This window comes from Frankia sp. KB5, assembly GCF_002099325.1.
Taxonomy (GTDB): Bacteria; Actinomycetota; Actinomycetes; order Frankiales; family Frankiaceae; genus Frankia; species Frankia casuarinae.
Map to the genome: position 1 here is coordinate 20,732 of NZ_MRUJ01000115.1, position 20,567 is coordinate 41,298.

General features: G+C 68.4%; 11 protein-coding genes and 1 pseudogene. 2 read left to right on the forward strand and 10 right to left on the reverse strand.

Annotated elements, in window-relative coordinates; all coding sequences use genetic code 11:
* Positions 1–234: 234 nt before the first annotated feature.
* A complete protein-coding gene (locus tag KBI5_RS12585; protein WP_085015324.1) occupies positions 235–1,041 on the forward strand; it encodes a hypothetical protein in 807 nt (268 codons plus the stop codon).
* A gap of 12 nt (positions 1,042–1,053) precedes the next feature.
* Here the strand turns inward: KBI5_RS12585 and KBI5_RS12590 are convergent, their stop codons facing one another.
* Positions 1,054–1,410 (reverse strand): hypothetical protein, encoded by a 357-nt coding sequence (locus tag KBI5_RS12590; RefSeq protein ID WP_241882844.1) that lies wholly within the window; start codon positions 1,408–1,410, stop codon positions 1,054–1,056.
* A gap of 488 nt (positions 1,411–1,898) precedes the next feature.
* Here KBI5_RS12590 and KBI5_RS12595 point away from each other — a divergent pair, with 488 nt between their 5' ends.
* The gene (locus KBI5_RS12595; protein ID WP_133057019.1) at positions 1,899–3,179 is read left to right on the forward strand and encodes an ATP-binding protein; all 1,281 of its coding nucleotides are present in this window, start codon (positions 1,899–1,901) and stop codon (positions 3,177–3,179) included.
* Positions 3,180–3,519: 340 nt separating this feature from the next.
* Here KBI5_RS12595 and KBI5_RS12600 read toward each other — a convergent pair whose 3' ends face one another.
* The 9 genes and pseudogenes from KBI5_RS12600 to KBI5_RS26335 all read right to left on the reverse strand — a co-directional run.
* The gene (locus tag KBI5_RS12600; RefSeq protein WP_085015326.1) at positions 3,520–6,609 is read right to left on the reverse strand and encodes an HsdR family type I site-specific deoxyribonuclease; all 3,090 of its coding nucleotides are present in this window, start codon (positions 6,607–6,609) and stop codon (positions 3,520–3,522) included.
* A 3-nt stretch (positions 6,610–6,612) separates the two neighbouring features.
* The gene (locus KBI5_RS12605; protein ID WP_085015327.1) at positions 6,613–7,761 is read right to left on the reverse strand and encodes a restriction endonuclease subunit S; all 1,149 of its coding nucleotides are present in this window, start codon (positions 7,759–7,761) and stop codon (positions 6,613–6,615) included.
* Positions 7,762–7,810: 49 nt separating this feature from the next.
* The gene (locus KBI5_RS12610; RefSeq protein WP_085015328.1) at positions 7,811–9,325 is read right to left on the reverse strand and encodes a class I SAM-dependent DNA methyltransferase; all 1,515 of its coding nucleotides are present in this window, start codon (positions 9,323–9,325) and stop codon (positions 7,811–7,813) included.
* 421 nt (positions 9,326–9,746) lie between these two features.
* Positions 9,747–12,518: an RNaseH domain-containing protein gene (locus KBI5_RS26325; RefSeq protein WP_198537676.1), complete on the reverse strand. Its 2,772-nt coding sequence runs from the start codon at positions 12,516–12,518 to the stop codon at positions 9,747–9,749.
* A gap of 20 nt (positions 12,519–12,538) precedes the next feature.
* Positions 12,539–15,856, reverse strand: coding sequence for a hypothetical protein (locus KBI5_RS26330; RefSeq protein ID WP_085015329.1), 3,318 nt, complete (start codon positions 15,854–15,856; stop codon positions 12,539–12,541).
* Positions 15,853–17,097, reverse strand: a complete 1,245-nt coding sequence (locus tag KBI5_RS12625) for a hypothetical protein (protein WP_085015330.1) — start codon at positions 17,095–17,097, stop codon at positions 15,853–15,855. Before KBI5_RS12625 ends, KBI5_RS26330 begins: the two co-directional genes overlap by 4 nt.
* 31 nt (positions 17,098–17,128) lie before the next feature.
* Entirely contained in the window at positions 17,129–18,445 is a 1,317-nt protein-coding gene (locus KBI5_RS12630) for a helix-turn-helix transcriptional regulator (protein ID WP_085015331.1), read from the reverse strand.
* Positions 18,446–18,752: 307 nt separating this feature from the next.
* The gene (locus KBI5_RS12635; protein ID WP_085015332.1) at positions 18,753–19,787 is read right to left on the reverse strand and encodes a replication-relaxation family protein; all 1,035 of its coding nucleotides are present in this window, start codon (positions 19,785–19,787) and stop codon (positions 18,753–18,755) included.
* Between the two features lie 174 nt (positions 19,788–19,961).
* Positions 19,962–20,567 (reverse strand): annotated as a pseudogene (locus KBI5_RS26335) (hypothetical protein); the annotation flags it as partial.

Sequence of the window (20,567 nt, forward strand, 5' to 3'; positions counted from 1 at the left end):
GCCCAGCGACGGGACGGTGAAAATCGAGCTTCGCAGTGCTCACACGCTTCTGGTTCGCGGCTAACGCCCAGCAGCTCATCGACGATCGGCAAGGGGCACAGGGGAACGGGCCGGCCTCGAAGTCACCGAGGCGGCACCGGCCGCGAGCAAGGTGTCACAATCTGTCTCAGTACTCGCATTGCGTGATTCAGGGCGTGTGACCGGCGCTGGCCGTGGAGGTTGGGAGGCGTCCCCGTGAGCAAGGGAACCGTCGGTGCCGGCCCTCGGCTGGTGTACTTCACCGGTGACAGCAACGGCCCCGCGGGCACGTCCGCCCACGAAGCCCTGATGATCATCGTGCCGCAGTTCCTCGGACACGGGGCCCGCTCGTCGAGGATCCTGGAGCAGTACCCGGACCGGGCCGGACTCGACGCGATGGTGTATGGCCTGGTGGAGTCCCGGGAGATCCTCGTGGTCGGGCAGAACCGGCTCGCCGGCCAGCTGCGCCAGGTCCTGCGCGCCGGCGAGGTCCCGGGGTGGCGGCTCCGGGAACTGCCCGCCGAGCAGACGCCCGTTCACGCGCTGTACGCACGGCTGTCGGCACGAGCGGCCAACCTGGTGCGGCAGGGTTCGTTCGTGTCCGCGCAGGAGATCGCCGCTCTTCCCGACGAGGTCCTTCTGGAGATCCGGGGGCTGGGCCAGGGCGCGCTCGCCGAGATCCGTTCCGCTCTCGCCGACCCGTCGCTGCACGAGTTCACCGTCGTGCTCACCTCCCCGACCGACGACCTGGCCAGCCACGATCCCGATCCTGCTGGGGACGGCTTCGCCGGCCGGCTGCGGCCCGAGCTGCGGTATCGCTACCGCGACTTCCTGCGCGGGCTGGCCGCCGCCGACCTCCCGCCCGCGTCGGTGGACACGATCCTGGACTCACTCGCGGCCGAAGCGGTGCCGCCCGACGATCCGGTCGTCGGGGACATCCTGGTAGCGGCCGACGCCTTGGACCTTCTCGCCTACTACCAGAACACCCACGAGGTCCCGCACAGATCCCACCAGGGCTGGTGATCGTGGGGGTGGTCAGCGCGGGAGGTGCGCGGCAAGATCCGGGATGCCGGCATTCAACAGGCGGTGCATCGCCGCACCCGGCGTCCGGTTGAGCGCCTGGACCGGGAAGTCGAAGTACTCGGCGTCGTCGAACACCGGCTCCCCGCCGGGACAGCGGGCGAACGGGACCCGGCCGTAGTCGACACCGTCGTCCGCGTCGCAGCTCATCCAGCTGATCGTCTCCGTCTCCCCCGGCTGCAACGGCGCCGTGAACAGCGGGCGGGCCTGGATGGTCTCCCCGTCGTCGTACCAGACCTGCGGCACGGCGAACACCCACCGGCGGGTCCCGATCGCCTGCGCCCGAGCCGCGGCACGGACCGCCCGCTGCACACGGGGCCGTGATGTCCTCCACCAGCAGAGCAGTCTCCCTGTTCATAGGTCAGCACTTCCTTCCAGTTCGCTCGACAGGCCGAACCACCCGCAGCCCGCGGCCGTGGCCGATGTCGGCCCCTTCATCTCTGATACGGCGCGCTAGCCGCACCGACCGTCCACTGCGGGCGAAGAATCATCCCGGCCGGCGGCGACCGCTCACTCGAGACAGYGAGCCCCCGTCATCTGGATACGGCGACCGTGACAGCCCGACCGTCCGCCACCGACATGGCACCGTCCGCGCATCCGCGCCCCTGCGCCACACAGCGATGCCATTCGCCGTCACCCTGATACGGCGGCTCAGTCACCCCGACCGTCCCCCGCTATCCGGAACCCCCTGGTCGCCAGCCTCCACAACCGGACCACTGAAGCCGTCGATCAGCTTCGATATCAGGAGCAAGTCATCAGATGATCTTCATGTCGTACCGCGCGCCGTGTATCAAGGCAGGGTGCCCCGCAGCATCTACCTCGGCCCCGCGGTCCCACGCTGGACGCCAACAAGCTGGGACGACATCCAGGCAGCGGTTCAGTCCAGCCATCTCGACGAGACCCACTGGGTGGAACTGAAACGCGAGGTGCCCACAACCAAAGGGTCCAACGCGGAGCTCGCCCGAGACCTGGCCTCGTTCGCGGTAGACGGCGGACTGTTGGTCATCGGTGTCGAGGAGGACAGCCTCGGCCGTGCCCAAACTGTGATCGGTGCCGACCTCGCCGGGCTGGCCGAGCGCGTCGACGCGATCGCACGTACCAGGATCGATCCGCCTCTGATCGTGCGCAGCCACTCCCCACTCGAGGATCCGACCCGGCCCGGAATCGGCTGCCTTGTCGTCGAGATCCCCCCGAGCGCGAGCGCCCCGCACATGGTGGACCACGTCTACTACGGCCGAGGTGACCGCGCAAAGATCAGGTTGTCGGATCCGCAGGTACGCGAGGCGGTCGAACGCCGGCTCCTCGGCCACRCCGACCTGCCCGCTCTCCTGGATGACCTCGCCGAGACCGACCCCGTCCCGGACCACTCCGACCGGACGAACGGCCGCCTCTATTTCGCCGTCCACCCCGTCGCGGCCCGCGAGGACGCCTTGGTCGAACTGTGCACGGTCCGGGCCAGCGAACAACTGAACAACAGCCTTCTCCGTGCGCTGTCTGCCCGCGGCAGGTCGACCTTCGCCCCTGACCTGGCCGTGGGCGTGTGGCGGCGGCAAAGCGACGGCATCACCCTTACCAGCGGGGTCAGGGAGACCGGAGCCGTCCGCGAGGACTCCCTCCTCGAACTGACCRTGCTGGAAAACGGCGGCGTCCACGTGCTCTGCGGACGCGGCACGTCGCAAGCACCATCGCCGTGGCGAGCCATCGGTCGCGACGGCACACCTCGCACCTATCGAGTCGTTCTGCCCGCGCTGGTGCTCGGCCTCGTGYACGCAGCGCTGGCGCTCGCGGCCGACCTCGCTGACCGACACATGAACTACCAGGGGCAGTGGCAGATCGGGCTTCGCCTCACCGGCATCAAAGGGGCGATCCCCTGGGAGTACGTGCAGAACGGTGACATCGAGTTCGCCCAGCCCTACAACCGGGACACCTATGAACACACCACCATCGCCCCCGGCATCGAACTGACCGACCACGCCGACGCCGTCACCGAACGACTCGTCGCGCCTCTCCTTCGAGGACTCGGCATCGACGGACGCTTCCTGCCCTACGCGCGCCAGCAGCCAATACAATCAACACCTTGATCCACAGTCAGACATCATCAAGATCGTATAAACGGCCGCTCGACGCCGACGGCGTCCGCGAGATCGTCCCCGACCAGCTGCCGCTGCCGAGGAGCACGTTCTCCGCAGAGCGCGGGCAGCCCCTCGTCTCTCCCGAGCGGAGCATCCGGCCCGGCCCCACATCACCCCGACGCCACGATCATGACAGCGAAACTCTCCGCACGCGTCAGGCACGGTGCGGCTGGCGGCCCGCGGCGGTCGACAGCTCCGGCGCCACGGGGCAAACCGGTAGGCTCGCCGCCGTGTGCTGGGCGTCGTKCAGCCGGGTCGCTCGCACGCCGGCCTGCGACTCGTCTGCCCATCAGTAGTTCTTCTTCACGTACTCGTAGGTCTTGTCGAAGAGCACGCCAGTGACCGGCAGGCTGAAGTCCTTGAGTGTGGAGCGGATGGCCTTGCGCACTTCCCGGTCGCCGCGGTGGGAGCTGGTCCAGCCGGTGTAGGAGACCTCAACGACGATCTGGTCGATCCGGAAAACGATGTCGGGCACGATCTTGTGCAGCCCGGCAGGGGTGTTCTGCTCGACGATCTGTGTGAGCGCCCCGATCTTCGGGTCGTAGAGACGCTCGTCTTCGGCGAGCGTGCCTTCCTCGGCCGCGCGGTCGGCAGCGACGACGTCGTGGGCGACCTGGAGCGCGTCCTCTAGGAACTGCAGCGACTCCTCGACGGAGGAAATGGTGCGCTGCCGCAGCTCCTCGATCCGCTCGGCCAGGCTCTTGTACACTGCGGAGTCGGTGTCCTGGCCGAGCCGGCGCTTGAGCCGGGCCTCGATGGAATCGAGGATCTCCTCCACGATCTGCCCGGGAGCTTTCGGGTCGGGCACGGGCAGCAGTACCTGGAGCGACTGGGCGATCTTCTTGATCAGCACGATCCCAGCCGCGTCCAGAGTGACGTTCCGAGAAGCCAGCGGCTTCACCGAGATGTCACCCATGTGGGCGTGGATCAGCGCCTCGGTCTTCGCGCCGAGCTTGGCCCACAGCAGGCCCTTGTCGAATCCCTTGGGCTGGATCGACGCATACAGCTTCGCCAGCCACAGATACGTGCCCTGGAACGGTGCCAGCATCGGGTTGGGGTCGAGGAACTCCCAGATCCGCTGCACCGCGGTGAACGTCTCCACGAACGTCGTCCGCGCCTCGCTGTCGACCGGGATCCGCTCATGCGCCTCGGCCAACGCGGTGAACGACGCATCACGCGTGTCGATCCCGTCGAAGAGCGCGGTGAGCACAGTCATGTCGGTCATGAACCGCCCGACCAAGCTGGCCACATCGTGTACGGTCGGCTTCTCAGGCTCGGTCCCGTCCTTCGCCTTGGGGCCGAGCAGCGCATCGCCGATGGCCTTGGCCAAGCCGATGTAGTCGACGACCCGGCCGTACTCCTTGCGTTGCCCGGTCAGCGGATTCTTCCACGGCCGGTTGGGCCGGGTGATGGTCTGGAACAGGTTGRCCGCCTTGAGCGGCTTGTCGAGGTAGAGCACACCCTCGATCGGCGCGTTGAACCCGGTCATCCACTTCGCGGTGACGACCACGAACGACAGCGGGTCGTCGACCTTCTTGAAGCGCCGCTTGAGCCCCTCCTCGGCCTCGTCGGAGAGCAGATACTTCTTGTACACCGACGGGGTGCTCTTGGAATTTTCCACATGCATCACCACGCCGACCTCACGCGCGACACTGGACCCGTCCGGCAGCGTCATCGCCGCGGCACGGCGTTCCAGCTCGACCTGGATCGCGGTCGCGTACGCCACCACCAGCTCCTGGTTGTACGCCACGACCTGCGCCTTCTGCCCCAGCGGAGCCACGTAGGTGAGGTAGTGGTCGACGATGTCGGCACAGACCGAGGCGACCCGCTCAGGGTTCTTCAGGATGGTGGCGATGTGACTGGCCTTGCCGGAGAGGAACTCCTTGGCCTCGTCATCGAGCCCTTCGTCGTCGGCCAGCTCCTCGAACGCCTCGTCGAGCTGCTCCTTGCTCAGCTCGAACCTCACCGCCCGGCCTTCGACGATGACGGGCTTGGTGAACCCGTCGGCGATCGAGCGCTCCATCGTGTACCGCGACAGCACCAGGTCGGGGTCCTCGGGGTTGCCGAAGAGCTTGAACGTGTCCCGCTCACCGGCCTTGACCGCGGTGCCGGTCATCCCGAAGAACGTCGCATTCGGCACCGCATCCCGCCACGCCTCACCGAGAGCGCCCTCCTGCGAACGGTGGGCCTCGTCGACAAGCACGATGATATTGGACCGGTCGGTAAGGAAACCGGCCTCGGCGAACTTGTGCGGCGTGGTCACCACCACCCGCGGCCCGGGCTTCTTCAGCACCGTCCACAGCGACCGCTTGGTCTTCGGCACCTCAAGGGTCGGCATCCCGGCGGTGCGGAACATCTCCGCAGTCTGCCGCACGAGATCCTTACGGTCCGCAATCACGATCACCGTCGGCGCCCCGACCCGCTCATCGCGCAACAGCCGCGAGGCGGTGAACGCCATCAGCTCGGTCTTGCCCGACCCCTGGTGATGCCACACCAGCCCGCCACCACCCTGCTCGTTCCTGGAACCGGCGAGCACCTTGTCATGGATCGCGACCGCGGCCTCGACCTGCGGATAGCGAGGCAGGAACTTCACATCCTGCTCCGAAGCATCCCGGGCATGCCGGTACATCGCGAAGTCCCGCAAGATCGCCAGCACCATCCCCGGTGTCAGCAGCGTACGGGCATCCCGTTCAACCCGCGCCGGCCCGGACAGGTTCGGGTCACCACCGGTCTCACCCCACGGCGCCCAGAACTCGCTCTCCGGATCCGGCTCGGCACGCACCGGCGCCATCCGTAACTCAAGTCCCTCGGTCGCCACGTTGAACACGTTCGGCGCGAAGAACTGCGGATACTCCACCTCGTAGACGTCATAGAGGTCCCTCGCCGCATTGAACCACGACACCGACTGCTTCACCGGCGTCTTGGTCTCCACCACCACCAGCGGGAACCCGTTGACGTAGAAGACGACGTCGAACCGCCGCGCCTCGTGCCCACCCTTGATCGTCACCTCATCGGCCACGACCAGCCGGTTGGCCTCCGGGTCGTCGAAGTCGATAAACCGCCGCGGCACATGCTTCCCAGCCACGGTCACGAACGGCTGCTGCCCCCGCAGAATCACCGTCAGCGCCTCGTTGGCCGCGACCAGGCCGTTCGTGGCGTCCAGCATCGCTCGGTTGACCTCGGCGATCACTATGCCAGTCGACTCCTCGTCATCGACCAGGTCCGGGTTGTGCCGGAGCAGGGCCTTACGCACCCACGACTCGACCACGACCTCGTGCTCATCACGCGGCAGATCCGCGCCGGGCACGTGCTCCCATCCGGCGTCGGCCGCCCACTCCAGCAACGCTGCCTGGATCGTCGAAGCCTCGCTCCAGCCCATGACCTACGCGACCTCCTCCAAGAGGCGGTCATACGACTCTGGGATCTCAATCGCTCTTGCCAACAGTCCAGCAAGGAGAGCGCTCCTCGCGCTACGCAGCGCCTCGGCCTCCGCCAGTAGCGACCTGACGACCACGGCTGCAACATCGCAGCGAGTGACGTAGTCAGYCTGCTCGTCGAGCGAGGGCACAGGGATCTTTACCGTGCCGAAGTTCTTCTTGTTGATCTTCTGCATTGACGCGCTCGTGCCAGTTGCAAGACTCGTAATGCGCGCTCGCCACTCGGGGGAAGACAGCACATGCCCGAGATAGTCCGTCGTGATGACACCCTCGTCTGGGCGAACTCGCCAAATCAGATCGGGTAGGTAGGTCTGCGCAGGCACGTCGCGCGCGACGGCAACGTAGCCGACGCGGCCCGGGGTATTCGAGCGTGTCACCAAGAGGTCGCCCTCATGAATGAGGTGGATCGAGGAGTAGCCATCAAGTTCGTCCAACTCCTTCGCCTCATCCGCGTCGAAGACGCCGAGTTGGACTGCACTGAGCTTCAGGACTCGGGGGCGGCCTGGACGCGGCAGGATGCCGGCAGTGAGCGCACTTCTACCGCTGTCGATACCGTCGATGACGTCAGAGAGCAAGCGCTCGCCAGCGGTTGGAACGTCTGCTCGGAGTGCGGAAAGAACCCGCCGTGCCTTGATGGTCTCAAGGGAAATACTCGCGATCTGGTTGTCGACTGATGCGACGAGGTCGACGATCCGGCGCTGCTCGGCCAGCGGCGGCAGCGGGATCTGCCACCCCTCAAAGTCGRCCTCCTTCCAGCGCGCACGTCCCTCCGACCCTGCCCGCGTGCGGTCGATCTCCGCTCTCACAGACTCCTGCTGGAAGTAGAGCAGAAGGAAGGGAGCGAGCAGACGTGACGGATCAGTGATGTAGAGCGGGAACTCGTTCGTGGCGAGAGCCCCGTCGAGATCGGGAGACACAACGTCGAATGCGCCGTTCTGCGTGTCGATCCGGTTGAACACGAAGTCGCCCAAGTGCGCCCGGAAGAGCGACTTGGCCTTCACGGTCTCGGTCGTGACAGCCCCGCGGTCGTAGGCACCCTTGCCGTACCAGCGAACGCCCATGGTTCGGTACTCGATGCCGGGCTGCAAGGTCACTCGATCCTTGCGCTGAGTCGCAACCGAGCCTGCGGGAACGTGCTCCCAGTCAGCCATCCGCCACCCCGAAGGCGGTCAGGTCGATCCCGGCAGCGGTGAGCCGCTCGAACATCGCGGCCTCGGCAGCGATCCGCTGCTCGCGGGCGTCGGCGTACGCGATCAGTGTAGCGCCGAGGTCGACGGCCTCGTCGACGGTCTTGGTGATGTAGCGGCCGATGTTGAGGTCGAAGCCGTTGGCCTTGATTTCGTCGAAGTCGGCGACGTGGACGTGCGCGCTGAGGCCGGGGCCGTCGGGGGCGAGGCCGGTGCGGTACGCCTCGGTGAGGGCCTTGATGTCGTCGGACGACATGGTGTTCTGGTTCTTGCCCTTGGCGAACCGCTCGGAGCCGTCGATGAAGACGACCTTGTCCTTGCGGTCGGCGGGCTTCTGGTGGCGGAAGACCAGGATGCAGGCCGGGATCGAGGTGGAGTAGAAGAGGTTCGGCGGGAGGCCGACGACGGCTTCGAGGAGGTCGCGCTCGATCAGGGACTGGCGGATCCTGGCCTCGGCGCCGCTGCGGAAGAGGACGCCGTGAGGCATGACGACGCCGACGCGGCCGGTGCCGGGCCTCATGGAGGCGACCATGTGCTGGACGAAGGCGAAGTCGCCGTTCTTCGCCGGCGGTACGCCGCCGACGGCACGAGGATCGGAGGCCCACTGGTCGGCGCCCCAGCTCTCCAGGGAGAACGGGGGATTGGCGATGACCACGTCGAACTGGGTCAGCGCGCCCGAGGGCTTCTTGAAGAGCGGCTTGCGCAGGGTGTCGCCGCGCTTGATCTCGAAGTCCTCAATCTCGTGGAGGAAGAGGTTCATCTTCGCGATCGCCGAGGTGGTCAGGTTGACCTCCTGGCCGTACAGGCGCAGGGTGCGGTGGTCCTGGCCGGACTCGCGCACCTGGTTGATGGTGGCCACCAGCATGCCGCCGGAGCCGCAGGCCGGGTCGTAGATTGTCTCGCCGGGCTCGGGCCGCAGGATGGCGACCAGGAGGTTGACCACCTCGCGCGGGGTGAAGAACTCGCCGGCCTTCTGGCCGGAGACGTCGGCAAACTTCTTGAGCAGGTACTCATAGCCGGCGCCGAGCAGGTCGTGGCTGACTGTGGACGGGTCGAGCGGGATGTCGTCGAACGCCTTCACCAGCCCGCGGAGCGCCGAGGGCGGCAGCCGCTCCTCGTTGCCCCAGGACGCGTCGCCGAAGATCCGGGCAAGGGCCCTGGGGTTGGCCTGCTCGATGCGCTGGAACGCCCTCGCGACCGCGTCGCCGAGGTTGACCCGGGTCTTGGTGACCACCGACCAGCGGGTGTTCTTCGGGAGATCGAAGCGGTGGAAGTCGGCTTCGACCTCGTCGGTCAGCTCCTCGCCATACTTCTCAACCGCCTGCCTGTGTTCGTAGTCCCAGGTGTCGCTGATCCACTTCCAGAACAGCATCGGGAACACGTAGGTCTTGTAGTCGGCCGCATCGACGGGGCCGCGGAGCGCGTTGGCCGCAGCCCACAACCGCGACTCCAGGTCGGTCTGTGTGATCACAGGCGGATGGGATCCTTCGTCGTGGTGGCAGTGGACCAATCATGCCGTGCTCGGCGGGCACGTCGGACCGCCACCCGCCCCACGCGTCGGACCGTCGCACCACGCGGGGACACCAGCGGTACAGYAGCAACCGGCCCGGCTACGGCTGATCGAGACCAGTCCGCGGTGTGTTGCTCGGTGCGCCCCCCTGCGACCGCTAGGCGGGTGGTTCGGGACGACGGCGAGAGCCAACGCCGCTCGGCCCGGCCCCACACGGAGGTCCTGCCCTGATGCGGGACTCGACGGCGCTGTAACCGCCCACGCTGCGCTACTGGCTCGGTTCTGTCGCTTGTCCGTGTAGCCAAGTCGGGGGACCGGTGTGGATGACCTTCGGAGCGGACTCTCCCCTACCGGGGGGCCAATGTGAGGCCAGCCGGGCGGGTCACGCATCAGAGGGGCCTGTGGGCTCCTTGTCCTCCGTCTGAACGGTTCGGCGGTACTGAGGGTGGTCGAGGTCCATCTGCTTGGCGGCGTGTAGCGGCACCGGGTGACGGATCCGGTCGGACCAGGAGATCGTCTGGTGGCAGAGTTTCGCGGTCGCGATTGCGAAGGCTTCCGCGGGGACGGCCGCCGTGCAGGCCAGCGGGTAGATCTCCGTTGCGGTCATGGAGTACCAGTTCTGGGAAATTTCGCCTTTGCGTCGTTCTTCCTTGTTGTCGGACCAGACGGAGCGTTGCGCGTCCCAGCGGGTGTATTTCGCGCCGAGGCGGCCGGCGCCGGCGCCGTCGTAGCTGCGTGGCACGTTGCAGAGGATCCACACGGGTGTGCCGAAGTCGGTGGAGACCTGGTAGAGGGTCCTGGCGGTCTCGCCATCCGTCGACTGGCTGTCGGTGTCTCGGGACACGCGGGTGGTGCTGACCGGGGGTGGCACCTCGTCGTCCTCGATGTTTACGCGGATGACGACCTGGGGTCGGTCGTCGCGGTGCAGGGTGCTGCCGGGTAGCCAGTAGCGGCTCGTGCGGGTCTCGGCTGAGGCGCCTTGGTGGATGTTCTGCAGGCCGTGCCACATGCGCCGTGAGGCGAGGCCATCGACCGTGACAGCATAGGGGATCCCGTCGAGCTCGTCGGCGAGGTCTTGCAGCGCGCGCTCGACCATTTCCGCGGCCTCGTCCCATCGCTGCCGGGCGGTCCTGGTGTCTGTTCCCTCCGGGTAGGCCGTGGCGTGGAACGCGGGTTGGGCGGTGCGGTAGGGCTGCCATTCGGGTCGAGTGGAGCTCCAGCCGAGCAGTGTCCAGGTGCCGTCCGGGTCGTCGGGCGGGACGAGGGCTGCTGCGGTGATGACGACCTTCGGCCGGCCCCGCTCGCCCTTGCGGAGATTCTGCTGGCGGACGTGGATGCCGACGTGGGCGACGCGGTCGACCGGGTACCCGGCCGCGGGCGGCCTCAGCGCGTTTGCGATGCGGTCGTCGATGATGCCGAGGGAGCGGTAGAGGTCGAGGAGYGCCCACTCGGCGGGGTGGTCCTTGCCGTCCTTGGGTTGGATCACTCCGTTGTCGTCTGCGCCACGCAGGTACTGGGTGGGTACGCCGAGGGCGGCGAGGATGCTTCTGGTCTGGTGCTTCGCGTCCAGATCGCCGGCGTCGGTGTCTGTGGTGCCTTCCGCGGTCGGGATTTCGGTCTCGCACCAGGCGCCGACGAGAACGCCGTCTCGGGACTCCAGCGAGAACCCGCCCTTGTGTAGTGCTTCTTCGCGGCCGGCGGGGAGGCCCGGTCTGAGGAAGTCGTCGGCGTGGTGGAAGACGGCGCTGATGGCGCCCGGGTGGAGCTCGAGTGTCTGGCCGTCGCGGGGGTCGAGGTCCACGTCGTCGAGTGCGAAGACTCGGCGAAGGGTGCCGAGCATGCGTAGCCGGGTTTCGTCGCGATACCACAGGCAGGCGATGCGCAGTGTGTCGAAGCCGGCTGCCTTGACAGCGGCGACGATGGACTCTGGGGATGGGAAGGCGTTTCCGGGCTCTGCCAGCGGACCGCTGCCGCCGTTGTTCGCGCGTTCCTCCTTGCGGCGGGCGCGCTCTCGCGCGGAGACCCGCTCCGGGTCTGTCGGCCGGCGTGGGAACTGCATGCGCACTTCACGCAGCTCCAGCGGTTCGGCCGCGTCGGCGAACACCAGGGAGGCGTGATCGTGGAGCCGGCGCAGGTGGTGCATGCCGGTGCCGACACCGATGGGGAACGAGGCGCTCTTCGGGAGGATGGGCCACACCTGCCCGGGGCGGTCACGGGGGAACCGCGCGGGTCGCTGCTCGGCCTTGGCTTGGGCGAGGAGCTCCTGCTCGCGGGTGGAGCGTTCGGCGATGGTGCGCAGGATCGAGTAGTCCATGTCCAGGCGGCCGAGGGCGTCGAGGGCGAGCCGGTTGATGGTGCGGGCTCCGCCGCGGCCGTCGAGCTCCAGTTCCAGTACGGGGCGCCCGATCCCTGGCTGCTGCGCGAGTGCGGTCTTAGAGAAGATCAGCGAGTCGGCGATGCGGGTGACCCGTGAGGTGAGCAGCAGGAGCGGGCTGGTGATGTTCGGAATGGTCTTGAGGGCCAGTCTGGTGCGCGAGAGTGCGAATCGGCCGCCTCGGTCGTTCTCCCAGGGGTCGTCGAGGGCGATGAGTCCGCCGGTGGTGTCGGGCCGTAGAGCGATCTTCCTGCTGTCGGAGATCGCCCACGGTTCGGCGGCGAGGCGTCGTGCGAGGTCCCAGGCAACCGTCCGGTACACCCAACCGGGGGCGTTGGGCTGGGTGCCGGGCGCGGGCGTGAGGTGCTCGGCGAGCAGGCAATGCTCCTCGCGGAGGTCGGCGATCCGTTTCGCGAGGTCCGGCGGCGTGGTGAGATCGATGGTGTCGATCTTGTCGCCGAGGGCGAGTCCGTGGGTGAGGGTGAAGACCCTGCGCAGGAGCTTGCTGTCGAGGGGCTCTCGCGATGCGAGGAAGCGCGCCCGCCTGTCTGGGTCGAAGTGGACGTAGCCGCCGCTGAGGATGCCGAGCACGATGGTGGCGATGGAGTAGGGGGCCTGGGCGGAGTCGTTGCGGTATCGCTGCTTGCACTGGCGGTCGAGGTCGTCCCAGAGTTTCCAGGTCTCCTCGTCGAGATGCCGGACGTGGACGGCGGCGTCTGCGACGAGGTCGKGGGTGCAGCGGAACGCGAGCGTGTTGAGGTACTTGCCGGGCGGGGCCACGGTTCCTCGTTTCTGCGGTGTCACGGCGTGTCGGGGTGGATGCCGGCGTAGTCAAGGAAGGCGTTGAGTGCTTCGCCGTAGAGGTCGTTCATCCGTGTCCGCACCTCAGGGGGCCACTGGGAGTGGATGCGGCGCAGGATGGTCTCCAGGTCGGAGCTCCAGGTGTCCTCGTGGAAGGCGTAGTCGACGAGGTGCAGGACGGCGTCGCCGCCGCCGCGGCGGGCCCGGCCGGCGAGCTGGATGAGGTCGACGACCACGCCCGCGACGACCTCTTCCTGTAGCGGCTTGTGCATCGCGGTGAACTGGGGCGCGGTCCGCAGCAGTAGCGACAGYCGTTCCCAGGCGGCTGCGCGGGCCTCGGTGAGCGCCTGGGCGGGGTCGGCACTCCCTCCCGGTGGCAATGCCCGCAGGCCGGCGGCGTTGATGCTGCCGTACATCTCGGCTGGCTCTCCGAGAAGCGCGAGAGGGCGGACGCACAGGTAGACCGAGCGGACCGCGGAGCGGGTCCCGACCACGATGTTCAACCCGCGGGAGACGATCTGCAGGGGTACGACCAGGACGTTGCCGTACTGCGGGAAGTCCTCGAACTGCTCCGCCGTCAGCCGAGTGGCGATGTTCTCCCGGGGTAGGTCGGCGTGTGCGCTGTGCCGGTCCTCCTCCCGGACGGCGACACACAGTCCGCGGCTGTATTTGCCGGCCTGGGAGATCCCTCGCGCGAGCCAGGCGCACTGTTCGTAGGAGTTGGCGACSACCAGCACATGGGCCCGGTCTGGGTCCTTGCGGGCGGTGCGTTCGAGCTCGCGGTGGATGTGCTCGTCGTAGAGGCGAGTGCCCAGCTCGATGCCGGCGTCCTTCTTCCGGCTGGGATGCGTTCCGGAGATCTTGATGGGTGTGCCGAACATCGGGTGGCCGTCGCCGTAGTCGATGCGGTGCCTCTTGGCCCTGATCGAGTTGGCCTGTGCGTCGGTCATCCACCAGCGGACCGGGGCGTGGAGGTGTTCGCGGACGGCCTGGGGGAAGTAGGCGGTCGCCGACAGGCCCATCACCGGGCGTTCCATGCCCGCCAGGACGAGGGAGACGATGCCGCCGAGTTCGGCTGCGAAGGTGTGCGGGTCGCCGGCGAGGGTCTGGGCGGACAGGGCGGCGTTCCTCTCCTTGTCTTCGAGACCGGTCACGCGGTAGCCGGTGATCGCGCGTCCCAGCATGCCGCGGGGGAACGCCGCGGAGACGGCGTTGGTGTGCAGGTTGTCGAGGATCTTCTGGGCTGAGCGCAGACCGGCCGACCGGTAGTTCTGTGCCTTGTCCTGCAGGAGCGACAGCGCTTCGTCCAACTCGGCCATCGCGGTGCGGATGACGAGCAGGTTGATCGCCTGGGTGCGCTGGTGCGCGTCCTTGACGGTGTTCTCAAGCAGCGTGTGGAGTTCGAGCTTCACCTCGTCGAGAAGGTCCTCGCCGCGGGGCGTCACTAGCGCGCCGAGCACCGACCGGACGTCGTGCCAGTCGGGGCCCGCTGTCGGGGCCAGCTGTCCGCTCAGCGGGTCAGAGCGTTGAAAGCGGCCCGGCATGAGTGCGTTGAGGTGCGCAAACAGCTCCGGCGGGATGTCCGCGTCCGGGGCGACGTCTACACCGGGCCACAGCAAGCCGATCAGCGTGCGGTCGCGGCTGCGTGCCAGATGCCATCGCGTGCTCGTCTGATCGGGGATCCGGTGCTGGGCGCGGGCGTCCTCGCTGGCGTGCAGGCTGAGGGCGTTCCGGCAGATCGACAACAGCAGGAACTCGGCCATCAGCCGGACATGGCTGACGGGCGAGAGCAGGTCGTGCTCGTCGTCGATCCGTAGCCGCTTCGCGTCGGTGTCAATCTCCTGCGGTGCCGCCGACCAGTGGCGCCTGGAGTGCAGGACGACCTCGCTCGCGGACGACTCGAGGGCTCGCGACTGGAACTGGTCGACCTCGTCGACCAGCACAGCGTGGCAGGTGCGCAGCGCGAACTCGGCCGCGGTCAGGCGTCGCACCGGCCGGCCGTCGAGGTTCACCCCGATGTGCAGGTTCCCGGACGTGAACACGAAATGGTTCATGACGACGACACTCGCGGCGCACGCCTCATACACYGGGGCGAACTTCCCGCATGTGGGGATCCAGGGGCAGGCCGCCGCGCCGACGCCCTGCCGGTGCAGCGACAGGCACGGCTCCCGGCCGGGCGGGTAGTCCCCGGTCGCCTCCAGGAAGGTCGTCTGCGCGCAGCCGTAGGCCAGYGGGTCCACGTCGCGTTCGGCGCGCTTGCCCCATTCCCCAGGGGTGTCGGGATCTTCGGTGAGAARGGAGGCGTGCTTGAGTGCGCGGTCGTGCATCCCCCGCGGTGACATCAGGTGCGCACAGGCCGCCAGCTCGTCGAGAACGCCCGTCGCGTGCAGGTGGGCCAAGTCCCCACGCACGTTCCACGTCATGGCCAGGCATGCCTTGATGTCCGGCAGGACGACGGCGAGGCGCAGACCGTGGACGGCGAACCAGGACGCCATGACGCGAACCAGGACGCTCTTGCCCGTCCCGGTGGGCGCATTGAAAATCTCCAAGCCGCCCGCGGTGAGCCTCAGCGCCTCCGCCGGCGACACAGTGTCGCTGCTTTGAAGCGCGTCGAACAGCTGCGCGAGCGTGCGATGCAGGAAACGCCGGTCCTCGGCGGACCGCTCGTCGATCCGCTCGGCCAGTTCAAGCAGCTCAGCGGTGGGGATCCGCAGGTCCGCGAGATACGGAGCGGTGGCAACCTGCGGGAGCTGGTCGTGACCGAGCGGCTCGGTGAACTGGGGATAGGACGGGATCGTGAGCCGGCCCTGGACCTGGCCGACGTCCTTGACAAAGATCTCCCCGGTCGACCAGACGCCGGGGCCGGCGAACTCGGGAGGCTTGGGGCGGGCAGTCGGCCGCTGGAAGCGGGCGGTCTGACGATCGACGTAGCCAAGCAGGTCCCCGCCGAGGCGGGGGAACGCGGCCTCTGCGGTGAACGGGTTCTCTCCGACGAGCTCGAACGGCAGCAACGGCGCCGCGCTCTCGGCGTCCGCGGTTCCGGGCGAGGCGAGCAGAGCGCGGGCCGCGACGGCAAAGACACGTGCGTCGGCGAACTCGGCCGGGGCGACCGAGAGGACACGGGTGATCCGTTGCTTCTCCTCATGCGGCAGGCTCTTCCACCGGTCCCACGCCGGGTATTTCCCGGACAGCAGGAACGCTGCCTGGGCGAACGGCGCGGCGCTGCGGGTGTCATCCTCTACCGGCTTCGGGAAGTAGTGCGCGGCCAGTGCCAACGCCGCGAAGACCGCTGTCTGCCGGACCGTGGGCTCGCTCATGCCCAGCTCACCCCGGACTTCTCACAGACCAGCTCACCGAACTCGGACGCGGTCGCTACCCGCATGTCGTACTTGGCGCACACCCCGGACAGCAGCGGCACCTGGCCGGCCCGGTAGTCCGGCACGACCAGCCAGCCCGCGCCCCCTCGATCGCCCTCCTGCGCGTGGATCAGCGCCGCGAGCGTCGTCGCCGACGTGTAGTCCTTGACGTCGACCTTGAGTTTTTCCTTCCGGCCACGCTTCGGGCCGGCTTCGACCAACAGGTCATAGGCGTCCAGCGCCGGCCACAGCGTCACCGTCACCCCGCGTTCAGTCAGCCGGTCATGCAGCGCGAGCTCGGGAAGCCCGGGAACGGTGGTGTACCGCCAAATTCCTCGGACGAGCGCCTTGTGGCCCGCAGCCGGGACCGCCTGCGGGACGTCCGCAAGGTCCGGGTAGAGCACGGCCTCCCGCCTGCCGGGACGCGGAGGAGACGGCTCAGGCAGTAGCTCTGGCGGACTCGCGTCCACCGGCAGCCGAAACAGGTAGGACGCGCCCATGTCGGCGTGGGCACCATGCCAGCAGCGAGCCGCCCCCACGGAGCCACCAGCATTCTTCCGGACGGTCAGCCGCATCGGCCAGGCGCAGACCGGGCAGGGGAACCACCAGCCGCGAAAGACCGAACCGAAGGGGATGTCCTGGTAGAAGTCGACGATCAACGGCGGGAGTCGTAGCTCGCACAGGTCGGCGACCGGGCCGGCGGGACGCCGGATCAAGTCCGATCGGCCGGCCACATACACACCCTGGTCGCCCTGGCGACGCAGCAACGTGTAGGCAGTCTCCTGATCGATCTCCTCGCGCAGCTGCCGGTCAGTGACCACGCCCGCCGTGCGGTCCAGCTTACGGAGCGTGTCCAGCAACATCCGCTGCTCGAGGTCAAGGTCGAAGGCATCCTCCGTGACCTGGCCGTCGTCGTCGACAACCAGCATCCCGGCAAGGTCCAGTGGGCTGACCCCGGGCGGGACCAGCGCGGCCAGGTCACCGTGGAGCGCCCGGCGGAACTCCGCGAACGGCAGAGGGCTTCCAGGGCCGCGGGCCGCCAGCATCATGCCGTGGCATTCCATCAACGTCGCCAACCGCTGCCGGGGCTCCAGCTCCGGCGCAGTCACCGCTTTCGCCGCATGCAGAGCCGCTCTCAAGACGAGCGAGCGCGCCTTAACATCGTCGAACGTCCGGACGTCGTCGTCCGTGGGGATCGTCACAGATCCAGAGGATAGGCGGCACCTCCGACATCTAGGCGCCTTCGGGCGGCACCGACTCCTCTGAGTCAGGTACGGCAAGCCAGCCGAGGTCCGTAGCGGACACCCGCGGATACAGCTGGCGGTAGACGTCGACGTACTCCCGCACATGCCGACGCCCCAGCGCGGTCAGCCGCCACCGGTACTCGGCGACATGAGTGCCTCCGGGAGCCATCACAGCGACCGAGTCCACGAAGCCACGGCTCGGCCGCCCCCCGGCCCGGCCTTGGTAGCCCACTCCGATGAAGAACAGCGACCTGCCCGCCAGCGCGTCATCGTCCAGGCCGGCCGGCCCAGCGGCGGCCACCCGCGCCAAAACCCCCCACAACCACTCCGACAGCAGATGCGCGACCGGGTCCGGCTCCCGCGGCTCGCCTAGACCTGCCCGCGCCGCCGCGCGGCCCCGCCGGGTGATCTCCACTAGTACCCGGCCCACCTCGCCGACATCAGGATGTTCGACCCGATCTTCTGTCACCACCAGAAGGCCGCGTCGCTGTAGCGCATGCACCGTCTGCCCCGCACCGGGATCGTGCACCCCCCGCACGCGAAGACGTTCCTGCAGACGGGTGTAACCGACGTCCGACGGCGCGGCCTTCCACGCCAACGGCAACCTGCGCCACTCCGCTGGCCGCGGCACCGGCAGCCGCTGGACACGCCGCATCCACATCTCGGTCTCCGTCATGCGGTCATCCCGCATGATCTCCCCGAGATAGATCTGCTGGCGCTCGTTCAACGACTCCCACACGGCCAGCGCCGCCTGCGACGGCGCCCGACTCCGATCACCGGCCAACAGCGGCGCAGGCTCCTCAGCCCGCGTCCGCATCCAGGCGTCCAACACCATCCGGACAGGCACGCCGTACGCCTTGGCCAACGGCCCCAGCAGCCGCCCCGTGACCTCGGGATCCCGCCAGYGACGCCCCCGCACCGGCCGCCCACTCTCCAAGGCCGAGAGCTTGGCAGCAGACACACACAGCTCACGGCCAGCCGGAGCAGCACGCAGAAGTTCAGCGAGGCGATCCAAGGTCAGCCCGGCGGCATACCTCAGATCCACCAACGTCTCCCGCCCCCGCTCCGAGCCCATCAGCGCATCCACACCGCAACCCAGCGCCGACGCCAACCGCTCGACACGCGCTGGCGTCGGGCTATGCCGACCCTCCTCATAGAAAAAGATCATCCGGGCTGACACTCCAACCCGCTCCGCCAACGCCGCACGCGTCAACCCCAGCTCGACACGCCGGGCAGCCAGACTCGACGGCTCGATCCTGCGCAGCGGAGACGGCATGATTCCATGAAAGTTGAATGAAGACTTCATCGCAAGATCATTGACGGAAGAGACGGAATCTCGGATCGGCGTCTGCCGCTCATATGCCGCAAGCAATCATGATCTTGCCTGGATGGCCGGCGTCCGCGTGTGCCTTGGCCCCTGACAGTGACCGGGCGACGCCGACCGGCAGCGTCCCGGCCGTTGTCAGTGTCGATCGCCGCGGCTCCAGGCGGGCCATAGACCCGTGCGGACCGGTCTGCCGGTCGCGGCAGCCATGGCCGTTCGAGCCGTGGGGTTCTGCCACCTGGCGCGGCGCCCAGGTGGCAGGACTCCTCCGGGCCATGCGGAGCTGCGGTCAGGCCACGCGCTGCTGGGGATCAGGACCTGCGGGTGGCATCGGCTGGGGCGGGTGGAGCCGTGTCGGATGCCCGATGTCGCTGTCGGCTGTGGAACTGTCGGTCAGGGGCTTGGCGGTGGGGGGCCAGAGGGCGGCCAGCTGGCCCAGGCTGAGGCGACCGGTCCCGGGCCAGGTGAGGGGTAGCCAGCGGGTCAGGGTGGCGTCCAGGTGCTGGTCGGGTTCGGCGAGATCCGCGGCCGTCGTCGCGACCGGTACCCGCGCCGGGTCGTCAAGGTTGCGCAGCGCCTCCGCGAGAGCCTCACGCAGGCGGGCTTCGCGGCGCAGGGTGGTGGTCCAGATCAGGACCGGGGTGATGATCCGGGTCGCCTTGGCGAGCCGATCGTAGGCATCGATCTTGAAGGTGAGGCGGCGGAGCGCTTCGGTGCCGAAGTCCAGTTCGAGGAACCATTCGATCTCGGCGCGGCCCTGCGCCCACTTGCCGTAGGCGTCGGGCCGGACGATGTCGCCGAACGAGCGGGCGCAGCGTTCCTCCGACCACCAGGCCGTCAGCCGGCTGGTGGCTTCGGGCTGGCGGGCATGGTGGACCAGCCGGGTGAACATGCCGTTGACCGCGACCCGATGGGCCAGGTGTAGGGAGTGGGCGATGCCCATGGCCCGGTCGTGCTGGTAGCCGATCTTCTTCGGGTCCAGGCCGTCCTCGTGGGCGAGGACGGCGGCGCCGGCGACGTCGAGGACGTAGTGCATGGGCGACAGGCCGCTGACCGCGAGCGGCTGGAAGCGGTCGAGGACCCGCCAGCGGTACAGCTCCAGCAGGCGCAGGTTGGCCGACCGGCGGGTGATCCAGCCGAGTTCGACGATCTGGTGGGTGGTCAGGACCCGGTGTTCGTGGATCATCCTGGTGATCCACCGGTCCCGGGGGGTGAGGTGGCGGACCAGCCAGAGCTGGTGCTCGGCGCTGGATACGACGCGGGCGGTGGGTCGGGTGTAGGTGCGGCGGCCGAGGTAGGTCTGCTGCGGAGGATTCGTGATCACGCGGAGAGGTCTCCCAAAGTGGTCGTCAGGCAGGCGGAGGTAGACGAACAGACAGACAGAACGGGCAGACGGTCGGGACCAGTGGGGGCGAGCGGGCTGACGTGTCCGCGCCCGGACCCGCCACCCGCCACCCCACGAGGTGCACACCCGTCCCGCCCGTCCGGGCGGGGGCCGTCATCCGACCGTGGCCAGCACGCCTGTCTCGGCCGGTTCCACCGGACCGAGATCAACCATGTCGACGTCATCCGGCCCGACCGCCGCCAGCAACTCGTCGGCGGCCCCGTCGTCGGTATCCGACGCGAGCGTGGCCGTACCGACCTCGGGCAGGTCAGCGTTGGGGGCGTGTTCTTCCAGCACCCGGTGTGCCTCGGTGCGTAGCTGCGTGACCAGGGCCCGCGCCCTCTTCGAGCCGACTTTCAGCCGCTTGCGCAGCTCGTCCGAGGAGATCGGCCGGCGGTGTTCCTCCCAGTAGCGGGCATCCTCCCGCCGCGCCCGGTCCAACAGCGACCCGTCGAGGACCACGGTGCTCGGCCGGTCAGGCGCGCGCTGCGCAGGAACCGCCGCCGCCTCGGCCTGGGGGCTCTCGCCTCCGGATGGCGCAGAGACGACGGTGGTCACCGCTGCTCCACCGGTCTCTGCCGGCTGGGGCGCGGGCTGAGAGATCGCGACGTCCGGGGCTGCGGGCTGGAAGGTGGCCGGGTGGCGCATCGCGCGCAACAGCCCCGGGCCCACCTCAGACCAGCCGATCAGCAAAGCCGGACCGACCGCGTCGAACGCGGC